17 protein-coding genes are annotated in these 17,840 nt (G+C 40.4%); 10 read left to right on the top strand and 7 right to left on the bottom strand.

Annotated elements, in window-relative coordinates; genetic code table 11:
- The first annotated feature begins 11 nt into the window (after positions 1-11).
- Positions 12-527, top strand: a complete 516-nt coding sequence (locus I6J03_RS13800; protein ID WP_002993096.1) for a phosphoribosyltransferase family protein — start codon at positions 12-14, stop codon at positions 525-527.
- Between the two features lie 43 nt (positions 528-570).
- Here the strand turns inward: I6J03_RS13800 and I6J03_RS13795 are convergent, their stop codons facing one another.
- The 5 genes from I6J03_RS13795 to I6J03_RS13775 all read right to left on the bottom strand — a co-directional run bounded on the left by I6J03_RS13795 (position 571) and on the right by I6J03_RS13775 (position 6,434).
- On the bottom strand, positions 571-2,043 hold the full coding sequence (locus I6J03_RS13795) for a lytic transglycosylase domain-containing protein (RefSeq protein WP_003011976.1): 1,473 nt from the start codon (positions 2,041-2,043) through the stop codon (positions 571-573).
- Between the two features lie 207 nt (positions 2,044-2,250).
- Positions 2,251-2,463 (bottom strand): twin-arginine translocase TatA/TatE family subunit, encoded by a 213-nt coding sequence (locus tag I6J03_RS13790; RefSeq protein ID WP_003011975.1) that lies wholly within the window; start codon positions 2,461-2,463, stop codon positions 2,251-2,253.
- A 92-nt stretch (positions 2,464-2,555) separates the two neighbouring features.
- Positions 2,556-3,836, bottom strand: a complete 1,281-nt coding sequence (locus I6J03_RS13785; protein ID WP_002993093.1) for a murein hydrolase activator EnvC family protein — start codon at positions 3,834-3,836, stop codon at positions 2,556-2,558.
- Between the two features lie 104 nt (positions 3,837-3,940).
- Positions 3,941-4,723 (bottom strand): DUF4292 domain-containing protein, encoded by a 783-nt coding sequence (locus I6J03_RS13780; RefSeq protein WP_003011973.1) that lies wholly within the window; start codon positions 4,721-4,723, stop codon positions 3,941-3,943.
- Positions 4,713-6,434 carry a tetratricopeptide repeat protein gene (locus I6J03_RS13775; protein ID WP_003011971.1) on the bottom strand — a complete coding sequence of 574 codons (1,722 nt, stop codon included), beginning with the start codon at positions 6,432-6,434 and terminating at the stop codon, positions 4,713-4,715. The genes I6J03_RS13780 and I6J03_RS13775 overlap by 11 nt, the downstream gene beginning before the upstream one ends.
- 254 nt (positions 6,435-6,688) lie before the next feature.
- On the opposite strand from I6J03_RS13775, the gene rplM reads away from it, so the two are divergent.
- From rplM to I6J03_RS13735, 8 genes are all read left to right on the top strand, one after another.
- Positions 6,689-7,132 carry a 50S ribosomal protein L13 gene (rplM, locus tag I6J03_RS13770; protein ID WP_002993090.1) on the top strand — a complete coding sequence of 148 codons (444 nt, stop codon included), beginning with the start codon at positions 6,689-6,691 and terminating at the stop codon, positions 7,130-7,132.
- An 11-nt stretch (positions 7,133-7,143) separates the two neighbouring features.
- Positions 7,144-7,530, top strand: a complete 387-nt coding sequence (rpsI, locus tag I6J03_RS13765) for a 30S ribosomal protein S9 (RefSeq protein WP_002993089.1) — start codon at positions 7,144-7,146, stop codon at positions 7,528-7,530.
- An 18-nt stretch (positions 7,531-7,548) separates the two neighbouring features.
- Positions 7,549-8,361 (top strand): 30S ribosomal protein S2, encoded by an 813-nt coding sequence (gene rpsB, locus I6J03_RS13760; RefSeq protein ID WP_002993088.1) that lies wholly within the window; start codon positions 7,549-7,551, stop codon positions 8,359-8,361.
- A 188-nt stretch (positions 8,362-8,549) separates the two neighbouring features.
- Positions 8,550-9,386 carry a translation elongation factor Ts gene (gene tsf, locus I6J03_RS13755; RefSeq protein ID WP_003011966.1) on the top strand — a complete coding sequence of 279 codons (837 nt, stop codon included), beginning with the start codon at positions 8,550-8,552 and terminating at the stop codon, positions 9,384-9,386.
- Positions 9,387-9,624: 238 nt separating this feature from the next.
- Entirely contained in the window at positions 9,625-11,007 is a 1,383-nt protein-coding gene (locus I6J03_RS13750; protein ID WP_201693737.1) for a TolC family protein, read from the top strand.
- A 1-nt stretch (position 11,008) separates the two neighbouring features.
- Positions 11,009-11,998 carry an HlyD family secretion protein gene (locus I6J03_RS13745; RefSeq protein WP_003011960.1) on the top strand — a complete coding sequence of 330 codons (990 nt, stop codon included), beginning with the start codon at positions 11,009-11,011 and terminating at the stop codon, positions 11,996-11,998.
- 11 nt (positions 11,999-12,009) lie between these two features.
- Positions 12,010-13,185: an ABC transporter permease gene (locus I6J03_RS13740; RefSeq protein WP_003011958.1), complete on the top strand. Its 1,176-nt coding sequence runs from the start codon at positions 12,010-12,012 to the stop codon at positions 13,183-13,185.
- A 43-nt stretch (positions 13,186-13,228) separates the two neighbouring features.
- Positions 13,229-13,630, top strand: a complete 402-nt coding sequence (locus I6J03_RS13735; protein WP_003011956.1) for a GNAT family N-acetyltransferase — start codon at positions 13,229-13,231, stop codon at positions 13,628-13,630.
- A 61-nt stretch (positions 13,631-13,691) separates the two neighbouring features.
- Here I6J03_RS13735 and pckA read toward each other — a convergent pair whose 3' ends face one another.
- Together pckA and I6J03_RS13725 are read right to left on the bottom strand one after the other, a co-directional pair.
- Positions 13,692-15,308, bottom strand: a complete 1,617-nt coding sequence (gene pckA, locus I6J03_RS13730) for a phosphoenolpyruvate carboxykinase (ATP) (protein ID WP_003011954.1) — start codon at positions 15,306-15,308, stop codon at positions 13,692-13,694.
- 226 nt (positions 15,309-15,534) lie between these two features.
- Complete coding sequence (locus tag I6J03_RS13725; protein ID WP_003011950.1) at positions 15,535-16,440, bottom strand: OmpA family protein; 906 nt, start codon at positions 16,438-16,440, stop codon at positions 15,535-15,537.
- Positions 16,441-16,771: 331 nt separating this feature from the next.
- Between I6J03_RS13725 and I6J03_RS13720 the strand changes: the two genes are divergently transcribed.
- Positions 16,772-17,836 carry an efflux RND transporter periplasmic adaptor subunit gene (locus I6J03_RS13720; RefSeq protein WP_003011948.1) on the top strand — a complete coding sequence of 355 codons (1,065 nt, stop codon included), beginning with the start codon at positions 16,772-16,774 and terminating at the stop codon, positions 17,834-17,836.
- The last annotated feature ends 4 nt before the right edge of the window (positions 17,837-17,840 follow it).

Below are 17,840 nucleotides of genomic sequence, written 5' to 3'. Positions count from 1 at the left end.
ATTTGAGCCGTATGTCTTCAAAAAAAACCCTTATTCTAAATAAAGAGCAAATCAAACAAAAGTCAATTCGTATTGCCTATCAGATACTTGAAGATAATTTTGAGGAAAAGGCAATCGTCATTGTAGGCATTGCAGACAGAGGCTATATCTTCGCTCAGCGTCTTCAGAAAATTCTTGTTACGTTAGCGCCCGAAAAAACAATCGAGCTGATCAAAGTAACGATCAACAAGACCAGCCGGAGCCTGGTGGGTTCTACAGACGTAGCAGCATCTACAGCGAAAGATAAAGTGGTGATCCTTGTCGATGATGTACTGAACAGCGGAAGAGCTTTAGCGTATGGCTTAGGAATCTTTCTGGACGTTCCGTTGAAAAAGATGAGAACAGCTGTACTGATTGACAGAAGTCATCACAAATTTCCTATTTTCAGCGATTATTATGGCCTGAAGCTTTCGACTATCCTGAAGGAACATGTGGAAGTGACTTTGGAAGAATACGATAAAACAGAAGATGCGGCCTGGTTAGTATAACCGGACCGCATCCTGTACATTCATATGAAAAACATTCGTTTTTCTATTTCTTGATTTTCAATTTCATTCCGGGTTTGAGTTTACTGCTGCTCAGTCCGTTGTCTGCCTTAATATTACTTACGGTAGCACCTTTATATTTGTTGGCGATATCCGACAACGTATCCCCTCTCTTTACTGTATAGCTCAGATAAGTGCTCGTAGATTTTTTGCTGGTGGTAGCAGCCTTACTCTTACTTACACGGCTCGCTAAGCGTTCATTGACTCCCGGACTGGATACGATCAGGGTACGACCTACCGGAGCACGACTTGAAGAGATATCATTCCATGCTTTCAGGTTTTGTACACTCACCCCGAATTTCCTGGAAATACTCTGCAATGTCTCTCCCTTTCTGACACGGTGTCTGGTCATCGCATTAGGAGATACGCGCAGATCATCATTAACGGCTTCAACAACTGCGCCCATAGTCTCTACAGGCGAATTAAGAGCAGTATAGAGCTTCTCTTCGTCCATGCCTGTCAGTTTAGGTATAACAAGCCTGCGTGGCATCTCTGCCGTTCCGTTAACTATTCCTTTCTTGTATCCCGGATTGAGCATTTTTAAAGCCTCTTCTGAGAGATTAAGCGCCTGAGCAATACTATTCAGATTAAGAGATTTGTCAACCATCATCATATCCGTAGCCAAATGATAATCTGTTGTTGCAGCTTCAATATTATTTTCAGCTGCATATCCCATCATATAAGTCATAGCAATAAAAGCCGGTACGTAATTGCGGGTTTCTTTCGGAAGATATGCAGATATCTCCCAGAAGTTGGGATTGGTTTTTCCTGATTTGGCTATTGCACGTTTGATGTTTCCTTTTCCGCAGTTATATGATGCAATAGCAACCAGCCAGTCGCCGAATTCCTGATAAGAATCCTGCATGTATCTGGCTGCAGCATAGCATGATGCATAAGGATCTTTCCGCTCATCCAGATAATTATCCATGATGAGGTTGTACGATTTGGCTGTTCCGTACATAAATTGCCATGGTCCCGTAGCGCCTACACGTGATACACTGTGCGGGTTGAGTGCTGATTCGACAATGGACAGGTATTTGATCTCATCCGGAACATTCATTTCTTTGAAGATCTTTTCATAGATCGGGAAGTAGTACTGACCCAGTCCAAGCATTTTACTCATATGTGGTTTATAATTCTTAGAACTGTATAGTTCTATATAATTACGTACCTGAGCATTGTAATTTAACGGCACTTCCCGCTGGAGGGAGAGTAATTTGCGTACTATTCCCACATCCTGAATATCAAAAACGACATTATCGACGTTTTTTTCTCCGGCGTTGACAAATTTAATACTGTCAAGTTCCTTTAAGATCTGTGTGTTTTCATCTGCCAGATTTTGCAGAAGTGTAGTTTGTAGATCATCTTTAAAAGATGAAGAGGATTGACCTTGAACATTAGCCTGTGCGATACACAAAAAGCCAAATAAAGACAGGGTCGTCACTTTCATTTTAACCATAAGATCAATTTAATGCATAAAATAAGGTTGAATCCCTATTCTATAATAGCCTTTGTTTATTCAAACATCAGCTGTACTTCCATGCATGTTTATAATTTCGGTCTTTTCAACTGCTGAATATCCCTTGTCAGCTTTTGAAAACGGTTGAAAAAACAAAAGATTCCTTTGAGATCTGATCACATTGGAATCTTTTGTTCTGGACGTCCATTAGTGGGCGTTATTTGAATTTTCTTTGTTATTCGTATTGTTGTTGCCGGACTCAGTAGGTTCTTCCCGCTGCCCATCCTTAAACTCTTTCACTCCACGTCCCAATCCACGCATTAATTCAGGAATCTTTTTACCCCCAAATAATAACAGAACCAAGATAACAATGATAATGATCTCTTGCGTTCCTATAAATAATAGCCCTGATGTTAACATAATCTATTTTTGTGTTTATTTTTTATGCCCTATTGCTTTAACTCACCCCCGGTGAAATCTTCCAAAGGTAAACATTTAATTTTTTATTTCTATTATCTTGCCAGCCAAGATTCCGGATTTAACTCCGTCATTCCTTGGAAGATAGAGAATTTAACAAGGGAAATACCTTCCTCTGTATCCTCTCCTGCTGTACCTATAGCCTGTCCTGCAGAGACTTTCTGACCTTTGGACACGGATAATCCTTTCATATCACTATATACGGTAAAATACTCTCCATGGTTTATAATAACATTACCAGAACCTGCAGATGTAAAGGCCTGCACAACTGTACCCGGGAATACCGCTTTTATCGTTGCATTCTCACCGGTACGGATAACGATATCCGGATTGTACACCGTTACATTTCTTCCGTAAGAGCCCATACCGAATTTACGGATGATATTACCCTGTCCCACCGGCCAAGGGAGTCTGCCCCTGTTGGATTTGAAATCTGCAGATAAACGGGCTGCCTCAGGCGTAGATTTCAACACATCTCCGTCTGATTTGCGTTTGGTATTTTTCTCTACTTCTGCTACTGTTTTACCTGTTTTACGGGCTTCAGCTTCGGCAAGACGCTTACGCTCAGCTTCTGCTCTTCTTCTTTCTTCAGCGATCTCACGTGCGATGGCTGCTTTAATCTGTGCTGCCAGTTTACGTTCCTGCTGTTGCTTTTTACTCAACTGCGATTTTACGTTACGCTCCTGAGAGGCCAGTTCATTTAATACTTTCGAATGCTCGGCTTTATCTTTAGCGATTACAGAACGTTCATTTTGCTGATCCTTCAGCAGGACATTCTTTTTATTCTTATCGGCCTGCAGTTGCGCAATTTTTTGTTTGATCTTGTTTTGAGTGGCCTCTATTTCGTCCGCTTTTATTTTTCGGGAATCATTAAACTGCTGAAGGTATTTTACACGACGGTAAGCCTGATTAAAATCTTTTGATGCAAAGATAAACATCATCTTACTGTACGCATTCTTATTACGAAAAGCAAACATGATCATTTTCTCATAATCCTTTCGTAGCTTTTCGAGCTCAGCCTTCAGTGCATCTACGGCCTTGTTATTACTGGAGATCTGATTATCGATCAATCGTACTTCGGCATTGATAGTAGATATCTTCTCCTCACGAAGATTCAATTGCTTACTCAGCGCATTGACCTCCTGTTGGGAAAGTTTTCTCTCCTTAGTGGTATTTTGTAATACTTTTTGCAGTTCGGCAATCTCTTTGGTCAATTGCTCTCTTTGCTTCTGTAATAAAGCACTACTCTGTGCCTTACTTGCAGTCACTACAAAAAACAGTGCTAATATGCTTAATAATACTTTTTTAAAACCCATGAACTGATTTTCATTACTCCCTCTACCTTCACGTGAAACACATAAAGATAAAGAACTACAGTTTGCGAAAGTAATAAAACTAACGCATTATATATTAATATTCACTAATTTATTACCTTATATTTTGAAGGTACATTAAATGGTAATTCCAGAATTTCATTAAAATTGACCTTATTAAAGACCAGATCTGCAGTCACCTTGGTATTCTCTCCTATCAGATTCAAACGTAATTTTTGCGGAAAATTGTATCCAGACACAACAGAATGTTGACCATAAATGGCTTCAAGCTTTTGATTACGTCCGTCTTCTGATAAGCGGAAGGTAACCGGACGGTTATCCGTATTGATAATATAATGAAATCTCATACCATCTTTAATACCGACCATCTGTGTATCCTGTGAACTGCTGGCCATCTGCAGATTGTCGGTATTGAGTAATTTGGAAGATACATTTCCTATCAGGATATCCTGAAGATTAGAAAATGTAACAGCCCGGTTGGTATACTGGTATATATAACTGAAAGGTTTGGAGATATACTCTCCCTGCAGTTTATTCAGGATCTTGACACTATCAGGTGTGATAAGGATGCGCGCGACTTCAATCGAAAGAAAAGAGGTAACCGATATCCATATCGCCTTATTCCGCTCTATCCGTACATTAGCAGTAGCATCATAGGACTTATCCCCCAGCGTAATTGTACTTTTTGCTTTTCCGGAGAAAGTATGAAAGTCCAGATTACTCAACTCAAATGTCTTGATTGCATCGGCAGTTGAATTTATAGGAGATACGACTTTCGGTTGTTCCTTAGTCGTTATACTCTTTTTACTCTTACAGGAATACAATGTCAGTGCCATCACCATCAATCCTATGCTCCATTTACTCCACATATTTTCTGTTTTTTATTTTAATCGCCAGTTTTTCTTTATCTATATCTTCAGAATCAGCCAGAACCAATGCTTTCTCCCATTGCTTTACAGCATCTTTCTCTCTTCCGACATGAAACAGAATGTCTCCGTAGTGATCCAGTAGTGTTGCGGAAGCCTGTGCCGAGTTCTTGATGGAACGTTCGATCCATACCAATGCTTCGCTATATTTTTCCTGTTGAAATAAGACCCATGCATACGTGTCCTGAAATGTTGCCGAGGCAGGATCCAGTTCATTTGACAGTTTAGAATAGGTAGCTGCCTTTTCCAGATCCTTTTTTCGCAGAGATAGATAGTAGGCCAGATTATTCATTGCCGTGACATTGGTACTGTCCAGCTTGATCGCCTCTTCGTAAGCGACATCAGATGCGGACTCCATTTTCAGCTGATGATAGACATCGCCTAATGCTGCATAAATATTAGACTGTACAAATTTGTTCTCATTCTCACTGTTATTCAGCGCCTGTTCTAATAGTTCGCGTGCATTATCCTTATCGTCTTTCATAAGATATGCCAGTCCGGTAAAATACAGCAATGTAGGATTGTTCGGATTGGCCCTCAACCCTTCCATACCATGTACAATAGCTACATCTACTTCCTGAAGTGCCATATCTGTATTAACAAGCATACGCCAGCCATCAATATTGGCCGGATTAATCCCGACTGCGACCAGAAATAAGGAACGGGCGCCCTGCGGATCTTTACGTCTCCACATCACATCTCCTTTGGCCATATGGCTTTCTGCCATACGGGGATGTTTCAAGACCAGCACATTAGTCAGATCCTGCAACTGATCCAGCGTAAAACCATTCTCCCTTATCAATAGCGCGTGTACAACACGGTTTTTTTCCTGAAAATCGATTTTGTCCGATTCGAATGCTTTTTTGAGATAAACATATGCCTGTTTCTGGTTTTTTGCTGCAGAATAGGCATCCGCCATATCCAGATACAGCAGATCATCATGCGTAATATTGATTCCCTTCTCGACAGTTGCTACCGCTTGTTTGGCATCCTTATCCCGTATATACAGATAGGATAAGGTACTGTAGACCTGACGAAGCGGACTATTTTTCTGTTCCCATGATTTGAGAATCTGTTTCGCTTCCTCATTTTTATTCTGACTCATCAAAATCTCGGCTTTCAGCAAATCCAGTGTATCAGATATCCCGAATTTTTTCTTTGTACTTTCATAGAAAGTCAATGCTTCGTCCGATCTTTTACGCATATGGAGCAACATAATCTTTTCCCGGTATGCCTGCGGAACATCCGGTTTTTCGGTGATCACCTGATCCAGCACACTTAGGGCATTATCATAATCCTGTCTGGACTTGTACAGATCGATCAGAAAATTATAATAACGAAGGTCTTTATTGAGTGCTATGGCTTGCTGAATATTTGACACTGCCGCATCGTAATTACGAAACTGGCCGTACAACAATGCTTTGCCATAATATACTTCATCAGCCTGGGGGTATTTAGCGGTGATCTCATCCATGATCCGGAATGCTTCCTGAAACTCGCCGTTTCTGAGTTTGGCCTCAATAAGTACCAATTGATCCTGATAAGGTTTTTTATCATTCTGTTGTGCTTCCGCAATGGAATAAAGTCCCGACTGAAGAAGTAGCATCACCACAACAAATAAGTATCGGCAAGCACGATTTGTTTTTATCACCATGTATTATAATGTTATTTTAAAGAATTACAGCTTTCATATGAATAATATACTAAAGTACTCAATAGCTAGTAAAAAGATGACAAATGAACACAAAAGTTTAATAGGGCAAGCGTTAATAAATGTGAAAGTTTGAGTTACAGCAAAATAAACAAGAAATAGCTTTTATATTAAAAAGATTTGACGTACCTTTGCAGACCTTTGTGATAAAGGAAAAGAAGATAATAACAATTTATTAATTAATTAATCAAAAGCAAGTGAATACGTTAAGTTACAAAACTGTCTCTGCCAACAAGAACACTGTCAACAAAGAGTGGATTGTTGTTGATGCTGAAGGCGAGATTTTGGGGCGCTTGGCAAGCGAGATTGCGAAAGTGATCCGTGGAAAACACAAGCCAACATTTACCCCTCACGTAGACTGTGGAGATAACGTTATTGTTATCAATGCAGACAAAATTAGATTGACAGGCGATAAATTAGGTGACAAAGTTTACGTTCGCTACACTGGATACCCAGGTGGTCAGCGTTTCATTACTCCTAAGGAATTATTGGCTAAACACCCGGAACGCATCATTGAGAAAGCTGTTCGTGGTATGCTTCCTAAAAACCGTTTAGGACGTCAATTGTTTAAAAACCTTTATGTTTATGCTGGTACTGAGCACAAACATGATGCGCAAAATCCAAAACCAGTTAAATTTTAAGGAGAATCGACATGTCAACAACTAACACTTCAGGAAGAAGAAAAACTGCTGTTGCCCGCATTTACTTAACTGCTGGTAGCGGAAACATTACCGTAAATGGTAAAGATTATAAAACATATTTCCCAACATTGCCATTGCAATACATCGTTACTCAGTCTACTGAAGTAGCGGGTGCTGCCGGAAATTATGATGTCAATGTTAACGTGAATGGTGGTGGTGTGAAAGGTCAGGCTGAGGCTGTGCGTCTTGCGATTGCAAAAGCACTTATTGAGCTTGATGCTACAGTAAAACCTGCATTACGTGCAAAAGGTTTAGTAACGCGTGATGACCGTATGGTTGAGCGTAAAAAACCAGGACGCCGTAAAGCACGTAGAAGATTCCAATTCAGTAAACGTTAATCAAAGGAGGATCAAAAAATGGCAAGAACAACTTATCAAGACTTATTGGATGCAGGTGTGCACTTTGGTCACCTTACACGTAAATGGGATCCGAAAATGGCTAAGTACATTTTCATGGAACGCAACGGTATCCACATCATTGACTTGAACAAAACTCTTACGAAATTAGAAGAAGCTGCTTCAGCTATCAAACAAATCGTAAAATCAGGTCGTAAAGTTTTATTCGTAGCTACGAAAAAACAAGCAAAAGAAATCATCGCACAACAAGCGAAAGAAGTAAATATGCCTTTCGTAACTGAAAGATGGTTAGGTGGTATGCTTACAAACTTCGCAACAGTACGTAAGTCCATCAAAAAAATGTCGAACATCGACAAAATGCAAAAAGATGGTACGTATGATGTATTGTCTAAAAAAGAGAAATTGATGATTCAACGTGAACGTATCAAGTTAGAAAGCCTTTTGGGCGGTATCGCTGACTTAAACCGTTTACCGGCTGCTTTATTCATCATCGATGTGAAAAAAGAACACATCGCTGTTTCTGAAGCAATCAAGTTGAACATCCCTACTTTTGCAATGGTCGATACAAACTCTGACCCTACTAACATCGACTTCCCTATCCCTGCAAATGATGATGCGACTAAATCCATCAGCCTTATCGCAGGTATTATCAGCAAGGCGATCCAGGAAGGATTAGACGAGCGTAAACGCGACAAAGAAGACGAAGCTGAAAAAGAAGCTGCAGCTGCTAAAGCGCAAGTGGACAACGGTGGTGAAGCTCAAGAAGCTAACGCTGGTGCTAAACGCCCTCGCAAAGCGAAAGACGGAGAATAATATTTTCTATATTAAACCGGATAGACCTGTGTTAGTTTGTGGAGATCATGATTTCCTAAGACGGCGCATATCTGTCCGGTTTTCTTGTTAAAACCCGGGAGTAAGGTTTAACAATTCACAATTGCTTAACACAAAAAAAGAAGTTGTGATCTTTTCAAAATGTAATTTTATAAAAAATAAAAAATAACATGTCAGTACAAATTTCTGCATCAGATGTAAACAAACTGCGTCAACAAACAGGCGCTGGTATGATGGACTGTAAAAAAGCATTAGTAGAAGCAAATGGTGATTTCGAAGCTGCTATCGATTACCTGCGTAAAAAAGGAGCTAAAGTAGCTGCCAGCCGTCAGGATCGTGAGTCTAACGAAGGAGTAATCATTGCAAAAGCTTCTGCCGATAAGAAAAGCGGTATTGTAGTTGAAGTAAACTGTGAAACTGACTTCGTAGCTAAAAATGCTGATTTCATAGCATTTGCTGAGTCAATCGCTGACGTTGCTATCGCTAACCAACCAGCTTCTCTGGAAGCACTTAAAGCTTTAGAAATTGACGGTCGCCCGATAGCTGAACTTTTGATTGAGCAAACTGGTAAAATCGGTGAGAAAATCGAAGTTTCTAAATACGAAGCTGTTCAGGCTGAAGAAGTGATCGCTTATATCCACGGTAACTACCGTCTGGGTGTATTAGTAGGTCTTTCTGCTGCTGGTGAAGGTGTAGAAGAAGCTGGTAAAGACGTAGCAATGCAAATCGCTGCGATGAACCCGGTTGCTATCGATAAAGATGGTGTGGATACTAAAACTATCGAACGCGAATTAGAAATCGCTAAAGAGCAAATCCGTGCAGAAGGAAAACCAGAAGAAATGGTAGAAAAAATTGCACAAGGTAAATTGAATAAATTCTACAAAGAGTCTACTTTATTGAACCAGGAGTTCGTAAAAGATTCTTCAAAAAATATCGCTCAATTCTTAGACTCAGTAGCTAAAGGATTGACTGTTTCCGCTTTCAAACGTGTTCAGTTAGGCGCATAATTTTTGACTGCTCAGCAGGAAATCATCCTCCTGCTATTCAAACAGTATACCCGTCAAGCCTGCCCTTTCTAAAAAGCAGGCTTGACTTTTATTCAAAATTTTAGTTGCATAAACAACATTAAATAGTTTAAATATTGTTATTTTGAGTGAATTATTAACTTAATGGCAATCTACTGAAATTTAATTTGAGCAAACCTTTTACTCGCTTGATTGTACTTTTAATTAGCGTATTTTGACGATGATAAAAATAACTACAACCACATTATTCTTAGTCTTTGCCCTTTCAGCTGCACATGCACAACATATCGTGGATGAGCAATTAAAAGAACCTATCCGCAGTGCCATCCGCACAAACAGAGAGCTGGCAGGAAAAGATATGGAAAATCAGAAGACCAGAATTGAAGGTGATATGGTGGGCAACAAACGGCTTCCCAGTGTCTCCGCAGCAGGTTTTTATTCCTACTTTAATTCAGGAGGTAAACTTGACCTGCCTGCTGTCCCCATTGGCAATACCCCTATCAGTCTCTTTGAAGGTGCGCAGGACTTTCGTTTGCAAGGTCAGGTAGGATTGGTAGGTGTGACCGCTACTCAGGTGATCTTTAGTGGTCTGCAGATCAGTAACGGACAAAAGGCTTTAAGAGAAAAGCTTCAGGCTCAGAATTATTTGCTGGAGGCTGATAAAGAGACGATTGCGAAAGAAATTATAAGCACATTTGATCAGTTGATGTTGCTGAAAGAAGTGGAAAAACTGATTATTGATTCTGAAAAACGCTTAAATAAAGAGCACCTGAAAGTAGTCAAGGCTATAGAAAACGGTATGGCTATCCCTTACGACCGGGATAAGATTAAACTGGCCATGCTCGAACTGGAGGCTAAAAAGGTAGAACTGGAAGGTTCAAAAGAATTACTTCTGCAGAAACTTGAGCAGGATACGCACCTGCCGGCAGATCAGTTACAGCATATTAATTACGAACTAAAAGGAATCGTGATTAATAAGGAGGAAAACAGCATAGAAAACCGCTATGAGCTCAAAGCACTGGATGCTTCACAACGTGCATATGAGTATGTATATAAAAAAGAAAAAGGATCCGGTCTTCCGCAGGTATTTGCGTTCGGATCTGCATCATACAGTAATGTATTTAAATCCAAGCTGACGATTCAGGATGTCAGCCTGCTGGGAGATATACATCTGCGCTCCGATCAATTGCAGCTCTTCCCTACTTTTATTGTGGGAGTAGGCGCCAAATGGGAAATTTTTAAAGGCGGAGAGCACAAAAACAAACTGAAACAGGCTAAGCTGGATCTGGATATCAACCAGAATAAAAAGGATGATATTTCAGAAAAACTGGGACTTCTACTTAAGAAAAACAAGGTAGAATACAATACGGCCAATCAAAAACTAAAGGTCAACGATCAGCAGGTACAAGTCGCTAAGAATAATCTTAATCTTTCATCCAAGCAATATCAGGAAGGATTAATAGATGTGACCGAACTGCTGGCTTCCGAAAATGATTATTACAAATCGAGCCTGGGCTACTATTCGCAGATTTTACAGCAACGTAAATCTGCTCTTGAAGTTTTACATACCACTGGTGATTTACTTAACAGCATATTAAAATAACATGAAAAGATATATTAGTTTTTTACCTTCCTTAGTATTGGTACTTGCTTTTGGAGCTTGTAAAAATGAAAACAAAAATTCGGATCATATCATTGAAGGCAAAATAGAACGCGATCAACTGAGTGTAGTGACGAAAGTGCCCGGCAAGATCGAAAAAATATTGGTAAGTGAGGGACAACACGTCCGGAAAGGTGACACACTGATTATGCTGGAAATACCGGAGGTCACTGCCAAAGAGGAACAAGCTAAAGGTGCACTGGATGCAGCTGAAGCGCAGTATGAGATGGCCAGAAAAGGAGCTACTGACGGACAGCTTAAACAATTGAATGCTAAGGTGGCGGGACTTAAGGAACAGCTGGACTTTGCCGAAAAATCATTGAACAGACTTTCTAATCTTTTACGGGACAGTCTGGTTCCTCAGCAAAAATATGATGAGGTCTACGCCAAATATCAGGGGGCAAAAAATCAATATATTGCTGCTGAAGCCGAACTTAGCGACGTTCGCAATGGTGCACGTGTAGAGCAGCAGCGCATGGCTTTAGGGCAGAAAGAACGTGCATTAGGTGCTGTCAATGAAGTAAACGTAGCTGCTAAGGAACGTTTTCTGATTGCTCCGCAGGATATGACGGTAGAAAGTATTAACCTGAAAGTAGGAGAGCTTGCGCTGGCCGGATACGCTATTGTAAACGGATATCTTGATGAGACTACTTATTTCCGTTTTACACTGACGGAAAAAAAGATGGCGGCATTACGCCAGGGTACAGAAGTAAATGTCCGTATTCCTTATAAAGACAATCAGGTAATCAAAGGATCTGTTTCGTATATCAAAGCATTAAATTCATATGCTAATATTGCTACTGCCTATCCGGATTTTGACCAACAGGAATCTCTGTTTGAAATCAAGGTAGTGCCGGCAGATAAGAATGCAACTCGTGAACTGCTGACCAAGAGCAATGCGACATTAGACATCAGCAGTGTAGCGACTAAGTAAAGGAGACGGGCATGAAAATGATATGGGAATTAATCAAGCGTGAGTTCAGGTTATTTAATAACAACAAAGTCCTACGCATTCTGTTTATCGGTGCTCCGATTCTCTACGGAGTGCTTATTGGCAATGTGTATAAGAAAGGGAAAGTAACCAACCTGCCTATCATTGTAGTAGATGAGGATCGTTCGCCTATGAGCAGCAAACTGATCGATATGTTCAATGAGAGTGAGGTTATCTATGTATCCGATATACTGAACGACAGTTTCAACTCCCGCCAACTCGCATTGGAACGTGAAGCGACTGTAGTTGTACAGATTCCGAAAGGGTTCATGGCTTCTGTCAGCCAGAACAGACAGACGGAGATCGCCGTATTTGTCGATGCGTCCAATACGCTGACGTCTAACTATGCTATGCTCGCAGTTAATGTATGTGCCGCCACAATGAAGGCGGGGATACAGATCGAAACCCAAAAGAAAAAAGGGGTGCCGGGTTATGTCGCCAGTCAGCAGTATGAACCGTTTAAGACTACGATCATCAAACAGAATATCAGAAGCGGTAACTACTTATATTTTATGCTTCCGGGGGTATTGATGACGGTATTCCAGCAGATATTGCTGTTAGGACTAGCCTTGTCTTTTGCTTCAGAATTTGAAAACAATACTTTTTCGCAATTGCTTTCCAAAACTTCAAATCCGTTTACATTAATATTTGTCAAGGTATTCCCCTACTTCCTGATGTCTATCGGAGTAATGGCTCTCTACTACGGATTCTCTGTTTTCTATAAAATGCCTATCCAGGTAGAGATCTGGCCATTTCTCTTATCCACAACGTTATTTATATTAGCGGCCAGCTTTATTGGCATTCTGGTCAGCATCGCTGTCCCCAATCAATTAAAAGCGACAGAGATCCTGATGGTGATTGCTACACCCAGCTTTATCCTCAGTGGTTTTACATGGCCGCTAAGTCAGATGCCGCATTGGGTACAGGTATTATCCGATGTCATTCCCCTGACCCATTACCTGCAGATTTTCAGGTTATTGTTTATAGAACAGGCTCCGGCTTATCTTATTCACAAACCTATGATCGCGTTAACCATCATTATGCTTATCTGTTTCTTATTATCTGTATTGCTCTTATATTTGAAAATAAGAAAGGTAAAAAAAGAAAAGCCTTCTCCTGCAACAGTCTGACAGGAGCATAAAACGAACGTCAACAAAAACGCTTACAGCATATATGAAAGTCATAGAAAATACTATCCCGGTTGATATATACAGACAGCTCAGAGTGGCTGCGGGATTATCACCGAAAACGCAGGAAGCCGCCAAAACAGGGCTTAGAAATTCTATACATTCGGTCATGATCCAACATGAGAATCAGATTATCGGAATGGGCAGAATCATTGGTGATGCAGGTTGTTTTTGTCAGGTGGTAGATATTGCAGTTCTTCCGGAATATCAGGGGCAGGGTGTCGGAAAAATGATCATCCGGAATCTGATGGATTTTATCAATACTAATCTTCCCTCCTCCTGTTATGTCAGTCTGATCGCTGACGGAGATGCCTCTTTTCTCTACGAAAAATTTGGTTTTAAAGACACACTACCCGCCTCCAGAGGGATGACTTATAAGGTTCAGTAAACAAATACAGCCTGCTCAGGAATCTAAGCAGGCTGCTTCATAATTTGAGGTTACATTTTGTTTATACTTCTGCTTTCTGAACAGCAACCTGAGGACCTCCTTTTAAAATATCTTCAGATACGCCGTATTTATTCATATTGCTTATGAACAGAGCCGCTAGTTTGGCTGCCTGAAGATCATAAGCTTCATCATTTTTCCAAAGTCTCTTCGCATTAAGGATATCATCCGGTATTCCATAGCAACTTACCGGGTAGCGTAAGCCAAATATCTCATGCTTATTGAAATCTGTATCCTGCAATTCGCCACTCATAGCCGCCCGGATCAGACTTCGGGTATAACTGAGTTTGATTCGGTGTCCTACCCCGTATGGTCCTTTTATCCAGCCGGTATTGACCAGCCATACCCGGATAGACGGATCGGATAGTAACTTATCTTTCAGAAGCGCTGCATATTGCTCGGGATGTAAGGGGAGAAAGGCCTGCCCGAAACAAGCAGAGAACGTAGCTGTAGGTTCTATAACTCCGACTTCTGTACCGGCTACTTTCGCTGTATATCCTGAAATAAAATGATACATCGCCTGCTCATTATTGAGCAGAGAGATCGGAGGAAGTACGCCGAATGCATCTGCTGTGAGGAAGAAAATATGTTTTGGTGTATTGCCTTTTCCGGACAGATCAGCTCCTTCCATATACGAAATAGGGTAAGAAACGCGGATATTTTCCGTAATTGAGATATTTTCATAATCAGGCGTGCGAGTGCCTGGCTCATAGACCACATTCTCCAGTAAAGCCCCGAATCGGATAGCATTAAAGATTTCCGGTTCTTTATCAGCCGTAAGACCTATACATTTGGCATAACAGCCTCCTTCAAAATTAAAGACTCCGTCTGCAGACCAGCCATGCTCATCATCCCCGATCAGGAGCCGATTTCTATCTGCAGATAATGTTGTTTTTCCAGTGCCGGACAAACCAAAGAACAGCGATGTCTCTCCTTCTTTGCTTTTGTTGGCCGAACAATGCATAGATAATACAGCATGTTCCAGAGGAAGAATAAAATTCAATATAGAAAAAATACTCTTCTTGATTTCTCCGGTATATCCTGTACCAGCGATCAGTACCATCTTACGGGTGAAATCAATAATGACAAAATTCTTGTTGCGGATCTCATATCCTTCAATGGACTCCATATCCAGAGAAGGCGCTGCAAGAATAGTCCATTGGGGAGCTACCGAAGCATCTGCCACTTCAGGACGGATAAACAGGTTGTTGGCAAAGATACTTTGATAAGCTGTTTCTGTAATCACACGTAGCGAAATAGCATATGCAGGATCTGCTCCGGCAATAGCATCACGGACATAGATTCGCCGTGCAGCACTCAAATGTTCAGCAACTTTGATGCGTAACTTTTCGAAGGCTTCTTCCGAAATAGACTGATTAACGTCACCCCACCAAACATGATTTGCTGTTTTCTGATCTTTCACGATATACCGGTCTTTGGGCGACCGGCCGGTGAATTTTCCTGTCCTTGCATTCAGCGCACCTGTATCAGACAAGGTACCTTCTGAATTTTTGATTGCATGTTCCACTAAAGTAGAGACATCCAGTTGATAATTTACCTCATTACTGTTGTCAATATCAAGGTATGCTAAATCAAGTTTGACTAATTTTTCTGTAGCCATAAAAGTTTTAAATTTGAGCGTAAAATTAGAACTTTATTACGCTAAAATGCAAACGATTGTACTTTTAACACATATCTAACACACTCATAATCAACGTAAAAAAATTTATTTTTTTTAGCATTACTTTGTGCAAAATATACGTTATTGAATAAATTAGCACTGCAACCAACTTTTAGGACACAAAAAAGGCCCTGATAAATCAGAGCCTCCTTCATACTTTATTATTTTACAGACCTTCTGTGACACTGCTGTTTTCCGTTTCCGGAGCCTTGTCAATCAACTCCATAAACTGATCCAGTTTAGGTGTGATAATGATCTGTGTTCTTCTGTTTTTCATTTTACCTGCAGCGGTACTGTTATCTGCGATAGGATTATACTGTCCGCGTCCGCCTGCAGTCAGACGTTTAGGATCTACTCCATAGGTATTTTGAAGTGCCTGTACAACTGAAGAAGCACGTAGTGTACTCAGATCCCAATTGTTGCGGATATTCGTTTTAGAAATAGGATCCGTATCCGTATTACCTTCGATCAACACTTCATAGTCTTTGTAATCCTGGATAATCTTCGCAATCTTACTCAATGTCTCGCCTGCCTTGTCTGAAATTTCATAGCTTCCTGATTTGTAAAGCATATTATCTGATAAAGATATATAGACTACCCCTTTCAATACCTGAACATCGACATCTTTCATTTCTTCTCTGCTCAGCGAACGGGTCAGATTATTGGTCAATACCATATTAAGTGAATCACTTTTGTTTTTTGTATTCACCAGATGCTGTATATACTTATTGGAAGCATTGATCTCATCCACCAGTTTGGAAATATTAACATTTCCCTGCGAATTCTGATTAATACTGTTATCCAATGTCTTCTGCAGATTAGCATATGCCTCTTTCAATTGAGCATTGTTTGCCTTTTCGTATGCTAACTGCTCCTCCAGACTTTTGATACGTGTACGACCTTCCGTCAGGTCAAGCTGGCCCTGCTGATACTTCTGTGCTAGATCGCGATGCTCTGTTTGCAGCTTATCGTAATCTGTCTGTAGGCTTTTGAACTTTCCACTGCTCACACAACTTGTTAAAAACAAACCTGACAGCAGTATTGATATGGGTAAAACCGATTGTTTCATCATTATCGATAGATTTAAGGTATTTCAATAAATATCTAATATAGGGATTATAACAAAAGAAATGCCTAAGTTTTATGGAGTTTAGAAATTCTATGACAATTTAATCGTATTGACAGGGCCGTTAAAAAGCAGGTATCAAACCATACATATCACTATAAAAAACGTTGTAACATGCTTTTGACAATAAAAATTTACAGATTCTTATCGATATATTTGATTTGGAATCAGAATATTGAAGACTACCGGAACACATAATGATTTAACATTTTTTAAGTAAAGATTACCTCAAACCCCTATAATCAATTCACTCACATAACACTGATCTAAAGTCAATATGAAAAAAAAGACGCTCATCTACCTTATACTGATTGTGGGTATCTGCTTGATCGCATATGCATTGTTTTTCAGAAAAGATAAGACCAATGCCAATTCTGCAAACGGAAATAAGCCTAAATCCACACTTCTTACTGCGGAGGGCCTAATCGTCAGTCCTACCGAATTTGACAATGTATTATCCTTATCGGGAACAATCGATGCCGATGAAAAACTGGAAGTCAGAAGTGAAGTCAGTGGCCGGGTAGATAAAATCTTTTTCAATGAAGGGCAACGTATAGCTCAGGGACAGGTTTTAGTTAAAATTGATGATATTGAACTGCAGGCACAACTCAAACAGACGCAGACAAACAATCAGTTAACTGCTGAAAATGAAAGAAGAGCAAAATTACTTTTGGCAAAAGGTGCTATCAGTCAGGAGGAATATGATATCGCGAGCGCGGCCTATAAAACTTCTCTCGCTCAGATTCAACTGATCCAGGCTCAGATTTCCAAAACAACAATACGGGCACCGTTCAGCGGTACTATTGGTTTGCGTAATATCTCTCCCGGAACTATTATTTCGCCGACGACACTGATCACGAATCTGGTAAAAGATAATCGGGTAAAGATCACCTTCTCGGTACCTGAAAAATATGCCAGTCAACTCAAGACAAATTCCAAAATAGAATTTACAGTATCTAATAATGCGCGTACATTTCAGGGTAATATCTATGCTATAGAGCCTGAAGTGGCACTGAACACCAGGACAATGACCGTGCGTGCTATGGCGCAGAATCCGGAAAGTAAACTGATAGTTGGGTCTTATGCGAATGTGCTGTTGCCGCTCAATGACAGCGTGACGGCTATCTCGATCCCTTCACAGGCGATTGTACCGGTACAGGATGGTAAGAAAGTATTTATCATGGAAAATGGAAAAGCAAAACAGGTGGAAGTACAGACAGGTAGCCGGACGGATAAGGATATCGTTGTATTATCCGGACTTAAAGCCGGAGATACTGTACTCACCACAGGTGTATTGACCTTGAAGGATGGTGCAGAAGTGAAAGTCACATTAAAGAAATAGAACA

Source organism: Sphingobacterium spiritivorum (genome assembly GCF_016724845.1).
GTDB lineage: Bacteria > Bacteroidota > Bacteroidia > Sphingobacteriales > Sphingobacteriaceae > Sphingobacterium > Sphingobacterium spiritivorum_A.
The sequence above is the reverse complement of the archived record's forward strand: the minus strand, read 5'-3'. Positions and strand labels throughout refer to the sequence as shown.

Bases quoted from the DNA above. Each gene is read 5' to 3' on its own strand.
- I6J03_RS13790 (WP_003011975.1), bottom strand. From the start codon at position 2,463: ATGTTAACATCAGGGCTATTATTTATAGGAACGCAAGAGATCATTATC.
- I6J03_RS13795 (WP_003011976.1), bottom strand. From the start codon at position 2,043: ATGGTTAAAATGAAAGTGACGACCCTGTCTTTATTTGGCTTTTTGTGT.
- I6J03_RS13725 (WP_003011950.1), bottom strand. From the start codon at position 16,440: ATGATGAAACAATCGGTTTTACCCATATCAATACTGCTGTCAGGTTTG.
- I6J03_RS13745 (WP_003011960.1), top strand. From the start codon at position 11,009: ATGAAAAGATATATTAGTTTTTTACCTTCCTTAGTATTGGTACTTGCT.
- I6J03_RS13785 (WP_002993093.1), bottom strand. From the start codon at position 3,836: ATGGGTTTTAAAAAAGTATTATTAAGCATATTAGCACTGTTTTTTGTA.
- rpsB (WP_002993088.1), top strand. From the start codon at position 7,549: ATGGCAAGAACAACTTATCAAGACTTATTGGATGCAGGTGTGCACTTT.
- I6J03_RS13735 (WP_003011956.1), top strand. From the start codon at position 13,229: ATGAAAGTCATAGAAAATACTATCCCGGTTGATATATACAGACAGCTC.
- pckA (WP_003011954.1), bottom strand. From the start codon at position 15,308: ATGGCTACAGAAAAATTAGTCAAACTTGATTTAGCATACCTTGATATT.
- I6J03_RS13775 (WP_003011971.1), bottom strand. From the start codon at position 6,434: ATGGTGATAAAAACAAATCGTGCTTGCCGATACTTATTTGTTGTGGTG.
- I6J03_RS13780 (WP_003011973.1), bottom strand. From the start codon at position 4,723: ATGTGGAGTAAATGGAGCATAGGATTGATGGTGATGGCACTGACATTG.
- tsf (WP_003011966.1), top strand. From the start codon at position 8,550: ATGTCAGTACAAATTTCTGCATCAGATGTAAACAAACTGCGTCAACAA.
- I6J03_RS13800 (WP_002993096.1), top strand. From the start codon at position 12: ATGTCTTCAAAAAAAACCCTTATTCTAAATAAAGAGCAAATCAAACAA.
- rpsI (WP_002993089.1), top strand. From the start codon at position 7,144: ATGTCAACAACTAACACTTCAGGAAGAAGAAAAACTGCTGTTGCCCGC.
- I6J03_RS13740 (WP_003011958.1), top strand. From the start codon at position 12,010: ATGAAAATGATATGGGAATTAATCAAGCGTGAGTTCAGGTTATTTAAT.
- I6J03_RS13720 (WP_003011948.1), top strand. From the start codon at position 16,772: ATGAAAAAAAAGACGCTCATCTACCTTATACTGATTGTGGGTATCTGC.
- I6J03_RS13750 (WP_201693737.1), top strand. From the start codon at position 9,625: ATGATAAAAATAACTACAACCACATTATTCTTAGTCTTTGCCCTTTCA.